Below are 16,471 nucleotides of genomic sequence, written 5' to 3' on the forward strand. Positions count from 1 at the left end.
TGGTATAATTGGGAAGTGTGAAAAAAGAGTAGTAATAGGGAAAGCGTATGCACCAAGCCTCGCTTTCTGCCATTGCCTTTATAGCCATTGATATCCTTACGATATTCTTCATGAAAAGCAGGGGAAAGGTCGGGGTTATACATTGCCAGGCCGTAGTAAACGGACAAATTGTCTGTTTATTTTTTGATTCTGAAAAACAAAAATGTTGAATATTTTCACGAAAAAATATAGAGTATTATAGTCTCTATCATTTACATATTGGTAAGTTTATCTTTTGACTGTAAAAGGTATATGGAGATGTATGGACATAGAATGACACTCAGAAAAATACGCAATATTCATGTGGATTGTGTAGGGCTTAATGGGTAATTCTATTGTTAATGAGAAATTTACATAAGCGTTATGGAAGAGGAAGGAGAGAGGTTGATGGAGTCCATTTGGCTCGAATATGCCTGGGCATTATTGATATTGATCGGTCTTGAAGGTTTGCTATCGGCTGACAATGCACTTGTCCTGGCAATCATTGCAAAACATTTACCTGATGATCAAAAGAAAAAGGCAATCAATTATGGAATACTCATGGCGTTTGTATTCAGGTTTGGGGCGTTATTTGCTATTTCATTCATTGCAAACGTCTGGCAGGTACAGGCCATTGGTGCGGCGTACTTGCTCTATCTTGGTCTGAAGCATGTCATCCAGGCTAAGTTTGGTAAGGAAAATGAAAATATCCGTAAGGAAGAAGAGAAGGAAGCTAGAGGAATGGGTTTCTGGCCGACAGTTGGTAAAATCGGTTTAGCTGACCTTGCGTTTGCGATTGATTCCATTCTGGCAGCAGTTGCTCTTGCTCTTGGCCTTCCAGATTCACCACTAGGAGATTTCGGCGGCATGGACGGCGGTAAATTCCTGGTCGTTCTTCTAGGCGGAATAGCCGGTCTGATCCTGATTAAATACGCAGCTACATGGTTCGTCAAGCTGCTTGATCAGCGACCAGCATTGGAAACAACTGCGTATGCTATCGTCGCATGGGTCGGTGTGAAGCTCGCAGTTATTACACTTGCGCATGAAGACATCGCGGTCTTACATCACGATTTCCCGCATAGTACACTTTGGACAACAATCTTCTATGGGGTATTGATAACAATTGCCCTAGTCGGATGGTTTGCTCCGGCAAAAAAAACGAAGAGTGAAGAAAATTCTTTAGAATAAGCAAAAAGTGCGTGCAATCATAATGGATTGCCGCACTTTTTTATGTCGTACAAATTTCAACTATTGATCTAACACCTTGTTCCATAAAGATATAATCTTATCAGGATTTGCCACTTCGCTAAGAATCCAGCCAGATTCGCGTTTCATAAGACCACTAAGAAGCTCAGCGGCGATACTATGCTTGCTTGGAGTGATATGTTCCTGGATACCGCTCAACTCTTTAAGGACTTCTTCGGACAGTGAGGCTGCAGCTGTCTTCAATCCTAATTGAGCTCGTCCTGGGTTATATTTATGCAGCATTACTCTTGAGAGATTCAACATGACATGATTGAGCATATTCACTGACCATAAGTCGTTGCCTCGGGTAGCCATTTTTTTAAACTGAAAAAGAAACCAGGCAATGTCGTCAACTGCATCCTGAAATTCGCTTTCTGATAACCTGAGGTTTTGGGTAGTCATGAATTTTGACAGTAAATCCTTAGGGTCATAAATGACTTTGAAGAAGTCTTTCTCAATGAACGTCTCCACTGTTACTGTGAACAAATCCACATGAAGCATATCTTCATAAACGGCGAGAATCTGAGGTGCAACGATGAAGATGTCATCATGAAAGAGCAATTTCCCATATGACTCCAGATGGCCGATCCGACTCTGAAGGAAATCATCCAGATCTTTTTCATCAACAAGGCAGTATAAATCTAAATCGGAATGTTCGTCCTGTTCACCGCGTCCGACAGATCCTTTTACAAAAATAGCTTGTACTCTTTTATCTTGTTTAAGGCTGTTCGATAAAACTTGCAGTGCATCATTTACCAGCATCATTTACTCTCCCAACCAGTTCTTCAGTGCCTCAAAACTGTCCCTCGTATCCTCATATCCAACCTCGTACAATTTGGTCAGTTTTTCAGGATTGCGTTCAACTCGTCCTACTTTAAGATCTTTGGAAGGCCTGATGACGAAAACTTCTTCTTTGGCTTCTAGTTCCTCGATATAATCAAGCGTTTCATTATACATCTTATAGCGGGTTTCGAGTGCAGTGTGAAGCCCTGTGAATTCCTTATACATATACCTCGGAAGCCAGGAAAAGGATGATTTTTTCTTGCGATATCCTTTTGGTTTAGTCAGGACAATGACATTTTTTAGCACACCATCAGCCTTTGCTTTCCTTACAGGTATTGGATCGGCGATGCCGCCATCCATAAGCGTCCTTCCCTGGAACTCGATGGCCGGCGCCATGAATGGCAATGTACTTGAGGCTCTGATAATTTTGAGGAAATCTTCAGGAACAACGTTTTTATCAAAGTAAATGGGTTCACCGGTGATGCAATCCGTTGTGCCGACAAGAAACCTTTCCGTCGCGTTGTTGAATGTCTCAAAATCAAATGGAACAATCTCATTTGGCAGCTTATCGAAAATGAAGTCCATCCCGAATAATTCCTTTTTTAAAAATAAGTTCCGATAGGATATGTAATCACGATGCTGAACATAATCGATCGTAACTTGCCTGTTGCGGCCCGGCTGCCTGGCAACATAGGAAGATCCCTGGCATGCACCAGCGGAAACCCCGATGACATACGGGAAAAATAGTTCATTTTCCAAAAAATACTCAAGTACCCCCGCAGTGTAGACACCTCTCATGCCTCCACCTTCAAGAATCAGACCACTGCTAAACACGACAACTCCCCCTTATATCTATTTCTATCATTCTCATGTTGGTTTCTATAAAAATAGTCTATCACAGAGTATGCAGATTATTTAAAGTTATGATTGTAAAAAAGTATTCTCTCTGGTGTCTTCCTGTTAGTTAGGGAGCTGCGCGTCGGAAATGCTTTTGTGGAAAAATAAAACCTGATATTCGCGCTCCTACAACTACTGATGCCCTCTTAGTCCTCCAATAAATGATGAATCATCCTTGGCGTGTTTTCGAAAAATTGCTTCATGATGCGATAATGGTTCGTTTCTTCCAGCTTTCTTTTAAAAATGCCTTCATTACTGAATTCATAGATCGCTGCATCTGGATAGGCCATGATGATCGGGGAGTGCGTGGCGATGATCAGCTGGGAGTTGTCATTGATAAGATCATGGATCCGAGTCAGCATCGACATCTGCCTCAAAGGGGAAAGCGCTGCTTCAGGTTCATCCAAAATATAAATACCATTGCCCCGAAATCGATGCAGGAAAGTGGAGAAAAAGGCTTCACCGTGCGACTGTTCGTGTAAGGATTCTCCGCCGAATGAGTCAATGATCCTTGGGCCGAATCCCTCGCGATCCAACTCTTCTATATTCGAAGCAACATTGTAAAAACTTTCAGCACGCAGGAAAAATCCATCCTGTGGCCTTTCTATTCCTTTTACGATCCGCAAATAATTCCCTAAATCGGAATGAGAGTCATAGGTCGAGAAATTGAAATTATATGAACCGCCTTCAGGGTTAAAACCGAGTCCAACTGCAATCGCTTCAAGTAAAGTCGATTTGCCCATCCCATTTTCGCCTATCAAAAAAGTGACCTTTGGATGCAGCGTCAACTCGTCCAAAGCTTTGAAGCTAGGGAGATTGAACGGATATTCCTGAAAGGAGGGCACTTCCTCTCTTTTAAGACTGACACTTCTGACATATTGCCAATTCAACATATTTCCATACCGCCTGACATAACCATTTTCTTTATTCTATCAAATCCAACTGGAAAAAAACCTCGAAAATTTCCAATTCGCTATAAAAATGAAAAAATCGCTATATAAAAGGGAAACTCGCTATAAAAATCAAAATGTCGCTATAAAAACGAGAAACTCGCTATAATAATAAACTTTCCGCTATATAAAATTTTTCCGTTATCGTAAATGAATTAAAACAGGCACGCAATAGGCTGAGCACCTTAATTGATATCTTATAATTACGATATAATGCAGTTACATAACAATATAGGGAAGTGATGGTCATCTTTAGTGCGATTATGTTATTCATTTTAGCTGGAATTGCTGAGATTGGCGGGGGTTATATGGTCTGGCTGTGGCTTAGGGAGGGAAAACCCGTTTATTGGGGAATTGGAGGAGGACTGGCACTTGCCATCTACGGGGTGATCGCAACGTTTCAATCCTTTCCGTCATTTGGCAGGGTTTACGCTGCCTACGGTGGTGTCTTCATCGTTTTGTCTGTACTATGGGGATGGGGCATTGATAAGAAAACACCGGATCTATACGATTGGCTTGGCGCAGGGATATGTATAATAGGTGTTTCGGTCATGCTGTTTGCTCCAAGGCAGTAAAGGGGGGAGAGGAAGTTGAAAAAGAAATACAGTAGATTGGATCTGCATGTATACCTCCCATCCTGTTTTTTTTCAGTAAAATAGGGAAAAACATACGTATCCCGGAACTTCTCTTTTGCATAAATTTAGCAGTTCTGGGATAATACATTATAGGGTATATAAACTATAAGGAGGCATTTATAATGAACGATATCACGGTTTACACCACCAATACTTGACCTTACTGCACAATGATGAAACAATTCCTTGAGGGTCAAGGATTAAACTACAAAGAGGTAAATGTACAATACGATCAAGATGCTGCGCAAAAACTGGTTGAAGAAACTGGCCAGTTGGGTGTGCCGCAAACGAAGGTGAATGGCAACTGGGTTCTTGGTTTTGATCCGGATACGCTGATGGAGTATGTGAAAAAATAATCCATCTTATTAAAAAGAGGCTTCTGCCTCTTTTTTGTTTTGACTTTTAAAGAAGAAGGATTTCCAATGTTCTATGTGGAAATAGAATCCAATAGAATAGTTTGGAAAGGATGTGCCATATGGTAAAAGAGCGCAGTGAGATGTGGGAATGGATGAAGGCCTTTCTTATCGCGATTGTATTAGCTTTTGTTGTTAGAAGCTTTTTAATGACGCCAATCGAGGTAAAAGGTGCCTCTATGGAGCCAACTTTACATAGTCAGGAAAGGATGTTCGTAACAAAAATCGGTGAACCGAAACGGTTTGATATCGTTGTTTTCCATGCAACCGAGGACAAGGATTATATCAAACGGGTCATCGGGCTTCCTGGCGATCGGGTTGAATACAAAGATGATGTGTTATATATAAATGGAAAGCCATATGACGAACCATATCTAAATGAAAGTAAAAAGCAAATTCCTTATGGACTGCTCACGGGTTCTTTTACCTTAAGCGAAACACCTGTTGGCAGTGAAGTTGTTCCAGAGGGACATGTTTTTGTGCTAGGGGATAACAGAAGAAATAGCAGGGATAGCCGCCATATTGGAGCGGTCCCAATTGATAGTATAGTGGGGACGACAAAGTTTGTTTTTTATCCGCTAAAAGAAATGAAGATTCTTGGTGAATGATCATAGATTAGGTGAGCGCGTTGATTCTGCGGAGTCAGCGCGTTTTTTATTTTTGGGGCTAGTTTAGTTAGTACACTTAAGGGTAATGTAATAGGAAAATATGGCAGTTTCATTTAATGACTTATAACGATTGATTCATACATAATACCTGGAACACAATTTTCAATCAATGAATTCATTTTATTAAAATGAAACAGTGACTGTATAAATTTCCCAACGGGAGATACGATAAGGGTGACGAATTTAAGGAGGTTTTTCAATTTGGCTGAGAGCAAGGATAAAAACACTTCGAACGGTGAAGAAATGAAGCGTGAGAAGTTGACGACACGCCAGGGACATCCTGTTAGAGATAACCAAAACATCCGTACTGTTGGCAATCGTGGTCCGGCGACTCTTGAGAATTATCATTTTATCGAAAAAATTTCTCATTTTGATCGCGAGGAAGTACCTGAACGTGTGGTGCATGCACGTGGTTCTGGTGCATTCGGTTATTTTGAGACCTACGGAAAAGTGGGAAATGAGCCAGTTGAGAAGTATACTCGTGCGAAAGTTTTTTCAGGTGCGGGGAAAAAGACTCCTCTTATGGTCCGTTTCTCAACCGTTGCAGGAGCAAAGGATTCACCGGAAACAGCACGTGATCCTCGTGGCTTTGCCGCTAAAATGTATACAGAAGATGGAAACTGGGATTTAGTCGGCAATAACCTTAAGATTTTCTTCATCCGTGATGCGATGAAATTTCCCGACATGATTCACGCCTTTAAGGCTGATCCAGCATCCAATGTGCCGAATCCTGAGCGGATGTTTGATTTTGTCTCAAGAAAACCTGAAGCTACACATATGATTACCTTCGTATTCTCGCCATGGGGTATTCCAGCTACATATCGCCATATGCAGGGTTCTGGTGTAAATACTTATAAATGGGTAAATGAGAAAGGCGAGGCTGTGCTCGTAAAGTATCACTGGGAGCCGAAGCAAGGGATCCGGAACCTGACTCAGGAAGAAGCCAATGAAATCCAGGCGAAAAATGTCGGCCATGCAACCCAGGATCTATATGAAGCGATTGAACGCGGCGACTATCCGGAATGGGAGCTCTTTGTCCAGATCATGGAGGATAATTACCATCCAGAACTTGATTTCGATCCGCTCGATGACACGAAACTATGGCCAGAGGATCAGTTCCCATGGCTTCCAGTCGGACGTATGGTTCTTGATCGCAATCCAGTTGACTTTCATTCTGAAATTGAGCAAGCTGCCTTTGGTACTGGAGTGCTGGTTGATGGAATGGACTTCTCGGATGATAAAATGCTGCAGGGCCGTACCTTCTCTTACTCAGATACACAGCGATACCGCATTGGTGCCAACTATCTGAAATTGCCGGTGAATGCACCGAAAGCGCCTGTACGTACGAACCAGCATCGCGGCCAGATGGATACACGCGACCCGAAAGAGTCTGGGGACAATCCACATATCAACTATGAACCATCCATGCTCGGAGGCTTCGAGGAAACGGGTAATGAAGGGCATCCGCCACATCAGCCATCTTACAATGCAGCGGTAGTTAGTGAGCCAATTGATCGTCCAATCAACTACGGACAAGCTGGTCACACATATCGCAGTTTTGATGATTGGGAGCGTGACGAGTGATCAAAAACCTCTCTGAAGCCCTGGCGGCATGCAACAAGAAAATCCAGGACGCAATGATCGAGCACTTCACTCAAGCGGATGAAGATTATGGCCGCCGCGTGAAGGAAGGGATTGAAATGCGTGTGAAGGAACTGAAAGAAATGGCCAAGGAAGACAATGTTCCAGGCCGGGAATCTGGCAACTCGAAGTATGGACAAGGTGGACAAGGATCATTATCAGCCAACGAAGCAACAAAAGATGCTGTGAAGAAAAGCCGCGAAACGGGCCCTTACTAATGTAAAAAGGCTGCATAGAGTTATATCTCTGTGCAGCTTTTTCATTTAAATTTCTTAAAAGGGATTCTGCCTCATTAAATAATCGGATAATACTGTTCATATCGTGGGTAGGCATAATAAGGCGGCCGCAATCCAATTTTGGGCATCTCGAACCTTACACTATTGTCATTATAAAGGACTTTCACCTTCTCGTTGGACTGATTGAGTAACAACAATTTTACCTCCGGAGTGTATTGTGAGTTCTGCATATCATTCTCCTCCTCGCTACAGCTTCACTTCACATTATTCAGCAACAGCAAGTTTGACACCTTTCATTGCCAAGCACGATAGGCATCTGCCCAACATATCCTGATTCAGAATGTAAAGTCTCAGGAGGTTACTGATGTCGAACGATGAAAAGCAAACCTACCCGATGCATCCGAATTACGGCAAGATTACTCAATATGTGGAAGTGGCCCTTACGGTTCCTGAACAGAGGCAGCTGCGTCAGCCTGGTGTGGAGAGTCTGATGATTCCACGGCCGATTGTTGAAAATCCCCATTACAAAGGGAGCGGGAAACTAAAAGGAAAGGTCGCGCTGATTACCGGTGGGGACAGTGGAATGGGGGCGGCAGTCGCGATCGCTTTTGCGAAAGAGGGGGCTGATGTGGCAATTGCCTACTTGGATGAACATGAAGATGCCAGCCGCACGAAGACAAGAATTGAAGAGGTCGGCCAGCGCTGCTTGCTTTTGCCAGGTGATTTGCGGAACAAACAGCAATGTATCGACATTGTTGAGAAAACAGTTGAGACATTCAATCAGCTGGATATTCTCTGCAACCATGTTGGCATCCAATTTCAACAGATGAGTCTTCTGGATATAACAGATGAACAGTTCGATGATACCTTCAAGGTCAATATCTACTCTCATTTTTATACGACCAGGGCTGCTCTGCCCCATTTAAAAGCAGGAAGTTCCATCATTAACACGGCTTCGGTCGTTGCCTATTACGGTCACGACCAGCTGATTGATTACAGTGCAACAAAAGCTGCGAATGTCGGTTTTACGAGAGCATTGGCCAATAACCTGGTTGATAGGGGCATTCGAGTTAATTCTGTTGCACCAGGAAGGTTCTGGACGCCATTGATTCCATCAAGCTTTTCGGCAGACCAGGTAGCTCTTGCCGGAAATCCGATGGAACGTCAAGGCCAGCCATTCGAAATTGCACCGACCTTCGTATACCTGGCATCCGACGATTCGCGTTTCGTCACGGGGCAGACACTCCATGTAAATGGGGGACAGGTAACAGGATCGTGACGTAAGCATGGGAATCCATCTCATGCTTTTTTATTTCAAAAGTTATTTACGCTTTGATGGTTGCGTTTCATACATACTCCGGCAAAATTGAGGAATTTGGGAGGAATTGAAAGATAATAAGTCGAATAAATGATTGATAATAAATCTCAATTTTCTTTTTTACATAATTCTATTACTAGTAGGTGAATGAAATGGAGATGCAAAAGAGTCTTGTTGTTGGCGGTGTGGAATTGAAGTGGGATTTAGCGAGTGGAAAGGTATTGTTTGAAGGAGGGGATGTCGTATTTTTCTGGGTGTCTGCCATGAAAACCTTCTTCGATACAATTAATGAAATTTCTGGTGAAGAAGCTACGAACCTTGTTCTTGAAGCCACAGGTTTCCGTCAGGGAATCATAGTGGGCGAAGGGTTCAAGGAAATGAAAAATATTGATACCTCCAATGTAGTCGATTGGCTGTCAAACACGTATGTTCCTGCTGGTTGGGGATATGTGAAAGTTAATGAAATCGATCAGGAAAATAATGCATTCACTTTATATATCAAGGATGACTGGGAATATAAAATGAATAATCTGAGTGAACAGCCCAAAGACGGTATTTTTGTGCCCGCACATTATGCTGGTGTATTTACAGGTCTATTTGGGATGAAGTTTTGGTATAAAATAATTCAGCATCAAAGTGCCAATAATGAATATACAATTGTCGAATACTTCCCATCTGAGGTCGATATTCAGCAAAATATCCGGAACATGGCCAGGAAGCAAGAGGCTGAACAAATTATGCAGCTTGAGGCACTGGTAGAAGAAAAAACGAGAGCACTTCAAAATCTGGTAAAAGAGCTTTCTTCACCGCTAATCCCGGTACTTGATGGAATCGTCGTGGTTCCTTTGATTGGAAGATATGATGAAGATCGAGCGGAAGACCTGATTCAGAACACATTGAACCATTTGCCGACATACCAGGCAAGATACGTTCTTCTCGATTTAACAGGGTTGAATAAAGACATTTCTAGTTACACGGCAGAATTAATCGATAAATTGGGATCAGCTGCACGCCTCCTCGGTGTAGAAGTCATCCTGGTCGGAATATCGGCAGAATTGGCCATGACAATATCCCACACACTGACTCACCTGAAAAAATATGAATGCATGCAAACTCTTCAGCATGGCATTTACTATGCCCTTGGTAAAAGCGGCCGCAGAATCGTTTGAGAAAAGTAAATCCTTTAGCTGTTCAGAACAGAAAATTAACTGATCCTAACAAAAAGCAGTCCTCATTCGAAAAAGAATTGGACTGTTTCTTTATGAGTATAAAAGAGGAATACAAGGTGGATTTATATGAACAAACTTAAAGAATTCTATAGGAGTTTCCGATTCAGGTTGTTTAGAATAAAACCGAATAGTGCAGGCTGGACTTCTTTTGCCCCATTAAAAATTATCCCTGAATATAAAGTGGACATGGAAAAGAGCCAAGTCACGGGAATAGTAAAACATGACGGGGAAATCTATTTAACTGTTATCGTGGATATTCATAATAATAAAACAGTAACAAGAGGGAGCCTTAGAAGGATTCGTAAGTACACTCACCCTTTTAAAAAGGAGCATTACATAGACATGGTAAAAGGCGAAGCGGAAAGTTTAAGGGAAGATCAAACATTCCGCTAGTCGCCTTTTTTTCTTAAAAGCCGAACTCGTTTTGGCTTTTATTATACAGTTTACAAGGTATCTTCAAATTCGGCTGGCTCCTCGTGGCCGAAGGGGTTATCTTTAATTGGCAAAGTAATCATAACGGTTGTTCCTTCATCGACGATGCTTGTGAACTCGATTTTGCCGCCATGGTTTTTGATGATTTTCTGGCAAATCATCAAGCCGAGTCCGGTGCCCTTTTCCTTTGTGCTATAAAAGGGTTCACCTAGTTTGTTCAGCCGGTCTTCCGGAATTCCAGTGCCCTGGTCGATGACCTTTATCGAAGCATGTCCACAATCTTTTGAGATGTCAACGAGAATTTCTCCTGATTTTGTCATGGCCTCGAGTGAATTCTGTATAAGATTGATTAACACCTGTTTTATTTTATCGGGTTCACACTCCAGGTATAATTCAGGTGTATCCGTTTGAATCTTAATGAAGGCATCTGACAGTGTTGCCTGGGGATTAAGCAAATTCACAACGCCATTTACAAGCGAAATCAAATCTACATGAGATAGATTGGAAGCCTGTGGTTTTGCTAGCACAAGTAAGTCTCCGACAATTGACTCTATGCGGGCCAGCTCATCAAGGATGATTTCGGCATAATCTTCTGCTTCTTCTGCTGGATGCTCGCTCAAAAGCTGGGTAAAGCCTTTTATAGCAGTCAGCGGATTCCTGATTTCATGAGCAATCCCAGCTGCCATCTGGCCAATCACCGACAGTTTTTCAGCTACCTGCAGCTGGTCCTCCGTTTTCCTTTGTTCTGTAATATCCTTGATGATGATAAGGGAAACGTCCCTGTTCTTGAAGACTGTCGGAATGAGCTGCACCTCAGCCCTCTTCGAATCATTATCTTTTCGGATCAAACTGATTTCAAAGTCGCTGGAGTTTCTTGAATCCAAGCTTTCTTTCAGCAGCTTATAATCTTGCGGGTCAATGTAATCATATAAAGATGTACCAATGATTTCATCAAAACTGGTCGCGCCCATCAATTTCTTTCCCTGCACATTAATGTAAGTCCATACTCCATTTTTAGTAATGATCCCCATCGTATCCTTGGAATGTTCAAGGAATAACCGATCTCTCCTTTGATGTTCTTTTAATTTCCCCTCTCGATTTACACGCTGGGTAACATTTCTAGAAATAAGTACTAATTCGGACTGAGAAGGACCCCTCGTGCTGCTCGATTCCAGCCAGAGATAATCCCCTTCTTTTCTTCTGAATCGAAACAAAATCTCTCCAGACTGATAAGAAGAAAAGTACTGTTCCAGCTTATCCTGATCCAATGGATGGCAAAAGCTGAAAATGGATTTTCCATGGAGCTCGGCCGATGTGTAACCTAAAAGAGTCTCGCAGGATGGGGCCGCATAGGTAAAGGTTCCATCCAGAAAATGACTGGAGAGAAAATCATTTGCGTTGGTCAGTGCTAAGCTTATATCATGTATTTCGTTTATTTCTGGGGCATAGGCTTGTTGAGTTTCTTCCTTTATCATAAAAAAGCCTCCCTAACTATTAATTCTGTAAAATATGTATTTGGTATTGAAATCCTCTCTTTATTTTACAAGATGAAAGAGATTTGGAACGAATATTATTGCAAATTTTTAAAAATTAGAACTTTTATCCTGTATTATATTCCTAAAACCTTTTTAACGGAGTGTCGTCTATAACTACGAAGGGGGAACGGTTGTGGATGAAATAACAGCAGAGATCAACGTAATCGAGAATGGTGCAGAGGCAATAGATGAAATTATGAATAGATACGGGCAAGAGATTCTGCAGCTCTCGTTTTCTTATGTGAAAAATAAGCAAATCGCTGAAGATTTAACTCAGGAGATTTTCGTAAAATGTTATAAATCGCTTCATACATACAGCGGGAAATCGAAGTTCCGCACCTGGCTCTGGAGAATAGCTTCTAATCATTGCAAGGACTATTTGAAGAGCTGGTATAACAAGAATGTTTTCACGACCGATTATCAGCCTCTCTATGATTCCATCCAGAGTGATAGTGTCGAGCAAACCGTCATTCAGGATGAAGAAGATGATCAGCTGGCATCAGCGGTCATGGAGCTGCCGGTAAATTATCGGGAAGTGATTTACCTGTTCTATTTTGAAGAGATGTCAATCAGGGAAATTTCCCTCGTGACAGAGGTGAAAGAAAATACCATTAAAACCCGTTTGAAACGGGCAAAAGAACTCCTGAAGGAAAGATTGGAGGAAATGTAAATGGAAAACCGGTTGAGTAAGCTCCGAAAATCCATGGAGAAGTCTACTTTTAAAGAATTAAGTTTTTCAGAAAGAATGAGAAAAGAGATTCATAAACAAATTAACATGCCAGCTGAGGGTGATGAGGTAATCACATTAGCCATCCTTCAACTGCTTCTTCAAGAAAAAACTGGCTATGAATTGACCGGGCTGCTAAGGTCCAGAGGCTTCAAAAAGTTTGAGGACAATGAAGGTTCCTTATATACCATTCTCCATATGCTGGAACAAAAACGGTTGATTGCTTCCTGCTGGGATAGTGAAGGAACAAAATTTTACCAGATCATCGACAAAGGGAGGAAGTATCTTCGTAAGCAGGAGAAAACTTCGGCTGCCGGTCGAATCGTCATGAAAGGATTGCTGGAGGAGTGACAGTGCTATGAATAATAGATGGAACCATTTTTTAAGTGAAGTGACGAATCACATCCGCTCTAAGGAAGCGAAGAGATTTGTAGCGTCTGAGTTGGAATATCATCTCGAGCAGGTGAAGAAGGAATGGATGGGGAAGGGCTTAAGTGAAGCAGAGGCGGAGGAAAAAGCGGTAAACCAAATGGGAAGTCCGTCCAAGCTTGGACATGAAATGAATAAACTTCATAAACCGAAGATTGACTGGTGGCTGATTGGTTTGCTGGCGATAACGATGGGATTGAGCTTTTTGCCGTTGGTCACATTGGGTGATGAGTTATCAGATGGTTATTTAGTGATGAAAGCTATTCATGTGTTACTAGGTGTAATGATTGCAGCAGCTATGATGTTTATTGATTATCGAAAATATGAAAACAAAGGCTGGGTATTTTATTCAATCGGAGTAGTATTTTTATTTTTATTAATAACGATCCCAAATACAATCATAAATGGAGTCCCATATTTTATGATTGGCCCGTTCCAGATTGAGAGCTACTATGCACTGCCATTTTTGTTTCTGGGCTGGGCTTCATTTTTCAACAACCCGAAAATCAAGCTCTGGCAGCACTTCATCTTATTTGCATTACCCCTGCTTTTATTAATGGCTGTACCGAATTTGGTCGTTAGTTTCATTTATATTGTGATGGTATTTGTCATGATGTGGTGGAGCAGGATCAGCCGGAAAGCCGCCGCCATAATAACGGTAATATCGGTTTTGGGAGCTGCCTTGTTTGGTATTTTTGCCTGGTCAACTGTACAAGTATATCAGTTTGCCAGGATATTAGGCTTCCTCCATCCTGAAAAATATCCGTCCACATGGGGATATACATACCTGAAGCTGAAAGAACGTTTAGCTTCTGCCGGCTGGTTCGGTTCTGCAGCTAAAAGTGCAGCCTTGCCATTTGAACACACAGATTACGCCTTTGTCAATTTGACTTATCACTACGGTTATTTATTCGCAATTGGACTTTTCGTGATCCTTTCGCTGTTTGCAGCGAGGATTGTCATGATTTCCTTACAGATCAACTCACGTTTCGGACACCTGTTGCTTGTTGGCGGGGTTACCTTGTTTCTCGTCCAATTCATCTATAATGTTGGAATGATGGTTGGGCTGCTTCCTTTGACGTCCATGTCATTGCCATTCATTAGTTATGGATTTATTCCGATGATATTTAATGTATTTATTATGGGAGTCGTTCTGAGTGTATATCGGAGGAAGGATTTAATTCTTAATAGAACTGTTTGATAATGGGGGAGGAGCGTATTCTATATGGTTCCTCTCTTTTTTGTGGGGTCGGGGTTTCATTGGTGACCAATTTTTTCGTTTCCTTATTATTTAGGTCACCAATAGGGCTCATTGGTGCCCTATTTTCTCGAAAACTGGAAATTTAGGTCACCAATAGGGCTCATTGGTGCCCTATTTTCTCGAAAAATGGAAATTTAGGTGACCAATAGTGCTCATTGGTGCCCTGTTTTATCAAAAACTGGAAATTTGGGTCTCCAATAGCGTTTATTGGTGCCTTGTTTTCTCAAAATCTGGATATTCAGGTCACCAATAGAGCTTCTTGTCATCCGTTTTACAGCTATTCTCTTAATTTATGTCGCTAATGGTCAATATTAAAATGCTCTTGTCCATCTTCTTCTGTTTTTAAAAAGATTAATAATTATATATTTACTAAATTATTCATTTAGTGTAAAATTACACTAAATAATAATGGGTCTTGGGGGTCTTTGGCATGAAAAAGGATATTGGGTTTTTAGCGATTTACTTAATGCTTGTTCCTCTTTTTCTATCTTTTTTGGGGTTTGCGGTTTTGCCGATTGAGAAGTTCGGTCCGCTGGTAATGTTAGTCATAATCTCTTTAGTGGCACTGGTTATAGGGTTTCGTTACGGTAAAAGACCGCAGGCGGCCTCATTTTATAGCAGGTACCTACCTGTATATATACCGCTGCTTTTGACGGTGCTACTTGCTGCGATAGGGATGATTATTTCCAAAGGATTTTTCGGTCATCAGGTTTGGGGAATATTCGTATTCGCGCTGTTCCCGTTTTTACCCAATTCCTTTATTTCAGCACTGATGGGGGAATTCATTCACGCATTTGCTGTTCCTTTTGCTTATTATTTATTCTTTTTGATTGGTTTCATTGTGTCTGAACGGAGAAGCAAGACGAAAGTGATCATCAGAAAAAGGAATCTATTCGCGGGAATGGGTGTCATAATCCTGCTATTGGCTGTGATGGGTACAATCTATATTGAACGGAGCAAGCATATCCTTCCGCCGTCCTATGGGTTTGATTATGGCAATGGCTTCTCGAGCGTTGACCTTGAACCGTATTATGTGACGAATCCAAATAATAAATTGCCTAAGCTGGAAGGCCCGGCGAGTTTTAGTGTGGATACTCAAAGTGAAATGCCGATTTTGGATGGAGCGGAAGCTGCTTATCCAGTTTATGCGGCATTTGCGAATGCGACATACCAGGATATCAGAAACAAAAACGCGCTGCCGACTGGTGAAGAGATTGTTAGTTTTACGAACACAATTTATGCCTTTGAAAGACTGGTGTCAGGAGAGGTGGATATATTTTTTGGCGCCCAGCCTTCTGCTTCGCAACAAAGCCTGGCAGAAAGCAAGGGTAAGGAGCTCGTGCTAACTCCAATTGGAAAAGAAGCATTTGTTTTTTTTGTAAATAAGAAAAATCCTGTCGAAAACCTGACTTCAGAAGAACTAAAATCAATTTACTCAGGTAAAATCACCAATTGGAATAAAGTGGGCGGGGAGAATAATAAGATTATCGCTTTCCAGCGGCCGGCAGACTCCGGAAGTCAAACGATCATGGAAAAATTCATGGGAAATACACCATTGATGCCGGCGCTGAAAGAAGAAGTGGCCGGAATGGGTGATTTGATGGAGGAGGTTGCCAGTTACCGCAACTACAATAACTCACTCGGCTACTCATTCCGCTTTTTCACAACCGGCATGAATCCAAATGAAAAAATCAAGTTAGTCTCACTGGATGGAATTGAGCCAACACCTGAAAATATCGCGTCCGAAAAATATCCTTACGTAGTCAACCTATATGCCATCACCGTGAAGGATAATCCGAAAAAATCGGTGCAGCCTATGCTTGAATGGATGCAGGGGACTCAGGGCCAAAAGCTGGTTGAGGAAATTGGATATATTCCATTGGAAGGGCAAGGCAATAAGTGAACTGGAAACATTGCCCGAAATAGTGCCCAGAAGGTGAAAACGGTAAAAGCAGGGGCGCTGCATTGCCCGAAAAAGTGCTTAACGGGTGAAAACGGTAAAAGCAGATTGCTAGATTAGTGAAATCATTGGGCTGCCAAGTCAGAACCTTAGC

The 16,471-nt window shown here is 41.9% G+C and carries 16 protein-coding genes and 1 pseudogene; 12 read left to right on the plus strand and 5 right to left on the minus strand.

The features are described 5' to 3' along the window. The first annotated feature begins 426 nt into the window (after positions 1-426). Positions 427-1,206, plus strand: coding sequence for a TerC family protein (locus RH061_RS09760; protein ID WP_311075695.1), 780 nt, complete (start codon positions 427-429; stop codon positions 1,204-1,206). A 60-nt stretch (positions 1,207-1,266) separates the two neighbouring features. On the opposite strand, the gene RH061_RS09765 is transcribed toward RH061_RS09760, so the two are convergent. The 3 genes from RH061_RS09765 to RH061_RS09775 form a co-directional block, all read right to left on the minus strand. Then, complete coding sequence (locus RH061_RS09765; RefSeq protein WP_311075697.1) at positions 1,267-2,028, minus strand: nucleotidyltransferase domain-containing protein; 762 nt, start codon at positions 2,026-2,028, stop codon at positions 1,267-1,269. Next, positions 2,029-2,880 (minus strand): patatin-like phospholipase family protein, encoded by an 852-nt coding sequence (locus RH061_RS09770; RefSeq protein ID WP_311075699.1) that lies wholly within the window; start codon positions 2,878-2,880, stop codon positions 2,029-2,031. It lies immediately after the preceding gene. Positions 2,881-3,089: 209 nt separating this feature from the next. Next, positions 3,090-3,836 carry an AAA family ATPase gene (locus RH061_RS09775; protein WP_311075701.1) on the minus strand — a complete coding sequence of 249 codons (747 nt, stop codon included), beginning with the start codon at positions 3,834-3,836 and terminating at the stop codon, positions 3,090-3,092. A gap of 299 nt (positions 3,837-4,135) precedes the next feature. Between RH061_RS09775 and RH061_RS09780 the strand changes: the two genes are divergently transcribed. The 4 genes and pseudogenes from RH061_RS09780 to RH061_RS09795 all read left to right on the plus strand — a co-directional run bounded on the left by RH061_RS09780 (position 4,136) and on the right by RH061_RS09795 (position 7,468). Beyond that, complete coding sequence (locus RH061_RS09780; RefSeq protein ID WP_311075703.1) at positions 4,136-4,468, plus strand: YnfA family protein; 333 nt, start codon at positions 4,136-4,138, stop codon at positions 4,466-4,468. 182 nt (positions 4,469-4,650) lie between these two features. Beyond that, the gene (locus RH061_RS09785) at positions 4,651-4,884 is read left to right on the plus strand and encodes a glutaredoxin family protein (protein WP_311075705.1); all 234 of its coding nucleotides are present in this window, start codon (positions 4,651-4,653) and stop codon (positions 4,882-4,884) included. A 119-nt stretch (positions 4,885-5,003) separates the two neighbouring features. Then, a complete protein-coding gene (gene lepB / locus RH061_RS09790) occupies positions 5,004-5,549 on the plus strand; it encodes a signal peptidase I (RefSeq protein WP_311075706.1) in 546 nt (181 codons plus the stop codon). A 303-nt stretch (positions 5,550-5,852) separates the two neighbouring features. Continuing rightward, a pseudogene (locus tag RH061_RS09795) lies at positions 5,853-7,468 on the plus strand (catalase). 74 nt (positions 7,469-7,542) lie between these two features. Here RH061_RS09795 and RH061_RS09800 read toward each other — a convergent pair. Further along, entirely contained in the window at positions 7,543-7,716 is a 174-nt protein-coding gene (locus RH061_RS09800; RefSeq protein ID WP_311075708.1) for a hypothetical protein, read from the minus strand. A 134-nt stretch (positions 7,717-7,850) separates the two neighbouring features. Between RH061_RS09800 and RH061_RS09805 the strand changes: the two genes are divergently transcribed. The 3 genes from RH061_RS09805 (at position 7,851) to RH061_RS09815 (ending at position 10,426) form a co-directional block, all read left to right on the plus strand. After that, positions 7,851-8,765 carry an SDR family oxidoreductase gene (locus RH061_RS09805; RefSeq protein ID WP_311075709.1) on the plus strand — a complete coding sequence of 305 codons (915 nt, stop codon included), beginning with the start codon at positions 7,851-7,853 and terminating at the stop codon, positions 8,763-8,765. 191 nt (positions 8,766-8,956) lie between these two features. After that, positions 8,957-9,973 (plus strand): STAS domain-containing protein, encoded by a 1,017-nt coding sequence (locus RH061_RS09810; protein WP_311075711.1) that lies wholly within the window; start codon positions 8,957-8,959, stop codon positions 9,971-9,973. Between the two features lie 126 nt (positions 9,974-10,099). Next, positions 10,100-10,426, plus strand: a complete 327-nt coding sequence (locus RH061_RS09815) for a hypothetical protein (protein ID WP_311075714.1) — start codon at positions 10,100-10,102, stop codon at positions 10,424-10,426. 50 nt (positions 10,427-10,476) lie between these two features. Here the strand turns inward: RH061_RS09815 and RH061_RS09820 are convergent, their stop codons facing one another. Next, positions 10,477-11,940 carry an ATP-binding protein gene (locus RH061_RS09820; RefSeq protein WP_311075715.1) on the minus strand — a complete coding sequence of 488 codons (1,464 nt, stop codon included), beginning with the start codon at positions 11,938-11,940 and terminating at the stop codon, positions 10,477-10,479. A 193-nt stretch (positions 11,941-12,133) separates the two neighbouring features. On the opposite strand from RH061_RS09820, the gene RH061_RS09825 reads away from it, so the two are divergent. From RH061_RS09825 to RH061_RS09840, 4 genes are all read left to right on the plus strand, one after another. Next, complete coding sequence (locus tag RH061_RS09825) at positions 12,134-12,670, plus strand: sigma-70 family RNA polymerase sigma factor (RefSeq protein ID WP_311075718.1); 537 nt, start codon at positions 12,134-12,136, stop codon at positions 12,668-12,670. Then, on the plus strand, positions 12,671-13,078 hold the full coding sequence (locus RH061_RS09830; RefSeq protein ID WP_311075719.1) for a PadR family transcriptional regulator: 408 nt from the start codon (positions 12,671-12,673) through the stop codon (positions 13,076-13,078). Positions 13,079-13,085: 7 nt separating this feature from the next. Continuing rightward, positions 13,086-14,357 carry an FtsW/RodA/SpoVE family cell cycle protein gene (locus tag RH061_RS09835; protein WP_311075720.1) on the plus strand — a complete coding sequence of 424 codons (1,272 nt, stop codon included), beginning with the start codon at positions 13,086-13,088 and terminating at the stop codon, positions 14,355-14,357. Positions 14,358-14,847: 490 nt separating this feature from the next. Then, positions 14,848-16,320, plus strand: coding sequence for a substrate-binding domain-containing protein (locus tag RH061_RS09840; protein WP_311075721.1), 1,473 nt, complete (start codon positions 14,848-14,850; stop codon positions 16,318-16,320). The last annotated feature ends 151 nt before the right edge of the window (positions 16,321-16,471 follow it).

The sequence above is a fragment of the Mesobacillus jeotgali genome (assembly GCF_031759225.1).
Lineage (GTDB): Bacteria > Bacillota > Bacilli > Bacillales > Cytobacillaceae > Mesobacillus > Mesobacillus jeotgali_B.

What these genes read in the sequence shown, in the direction of transcription:
- RH061_RS09760 (WP_311075695.1), top strand. Translation starts at nt 427, where the DNA reads ATGGAGTCCATTTGGCTCGAATATGCCTGGGCATTATTGATATTGATC.
- RH061_RS09765 (WP_311075697.1), bottom strand. Translation starts at nt 2,028, where the DNA reads ATGATGCTGGTAAATGATGCACTGCAAGTTTTATCGAACAGCCTTAAA.
- RH061_RS09775 (WP_311075701.1), bottom strand. Translation starts at nt 3,836, where the DNA reads ATGTTGAATTGGCAATATGTCAGAAGTGTCAGTCTTAAAAGAGAGGAA.
- RH061_RS09780 (WP_311075703.1), top strand. Translation starts at nt 4,136, where the DNA reads ATGGTCATCTTTAGTGCGATTATGTTATTCATTTTAGCTGGAATTGCT.
- lepB (WP_311075706.1), top strand. Translation starts at nt 5,004, where the DNA reads ATGGTAAAAGAGCGCAGTGAGATGTGGGAATGGATGAAGGCCTTTCTT.
- RH061_RS09800 (WP_311075708.1), bottom strand. Translation starts at nt 7,716, where the DNA reads ATGCAGAACTCACAATACACTCCGGAGGTAAAATTGTTGTTACTCAAT.
- RH061_RS09805 (WP_311075709.1), top strand. Translation starts at nt 7,851, where the DNA reads ATGTCGAACGATGAAAAGCAAACCTACCCGATGCATCCGAATTACGGC.
- RH061_RS09810 (WP_311075711.1), top strand. Translation starts at nt 8,957, where the DNA reads ATGGAGATGCAAAAGAGTCTTGTTGTTGGCGGTGTGGAATTGAAGTGG.
- RH061_RS09815 (WP_311075714.1), top strand. Translation starts at nt 10,100, where the DNA reads ATGAACAAACTTAAAGAATTCTATAGGAGTTTCCGATTCAGGTTGTTT.
- RH061_RS09820 (WP_311075715.1), bottom strand. Translation starts at nt 11,940, where the DNA reads ATGATAAAGGAAGAAACTCAACAAGCCTATGCCCCAGAAATAAACGAA.
- RH061_RS09830 (WP_311075719.1), top strand. Translation starts at nt 12,671, where the DNA reads ATGGAAAACCGGTTGAGTAAGCTCCGAAAATCCATGGAGAAGTCTACT.
- RH061_RS09835 (WP_311075720.1), top strand. Translation starts at nt 13,086, where the DNA reads ATGAATAATAGATGGAACCATTTTTTAAGTGAAGTGACGAATCACATC.
- RH061_RS09840 (WP_311075721.1), top strand. Translation starts at nt 14,848, where the DNA reads ATGAAAAAGGATATTGGGTTTTTAGCGATTTACTTAATGCTTGTTCCT.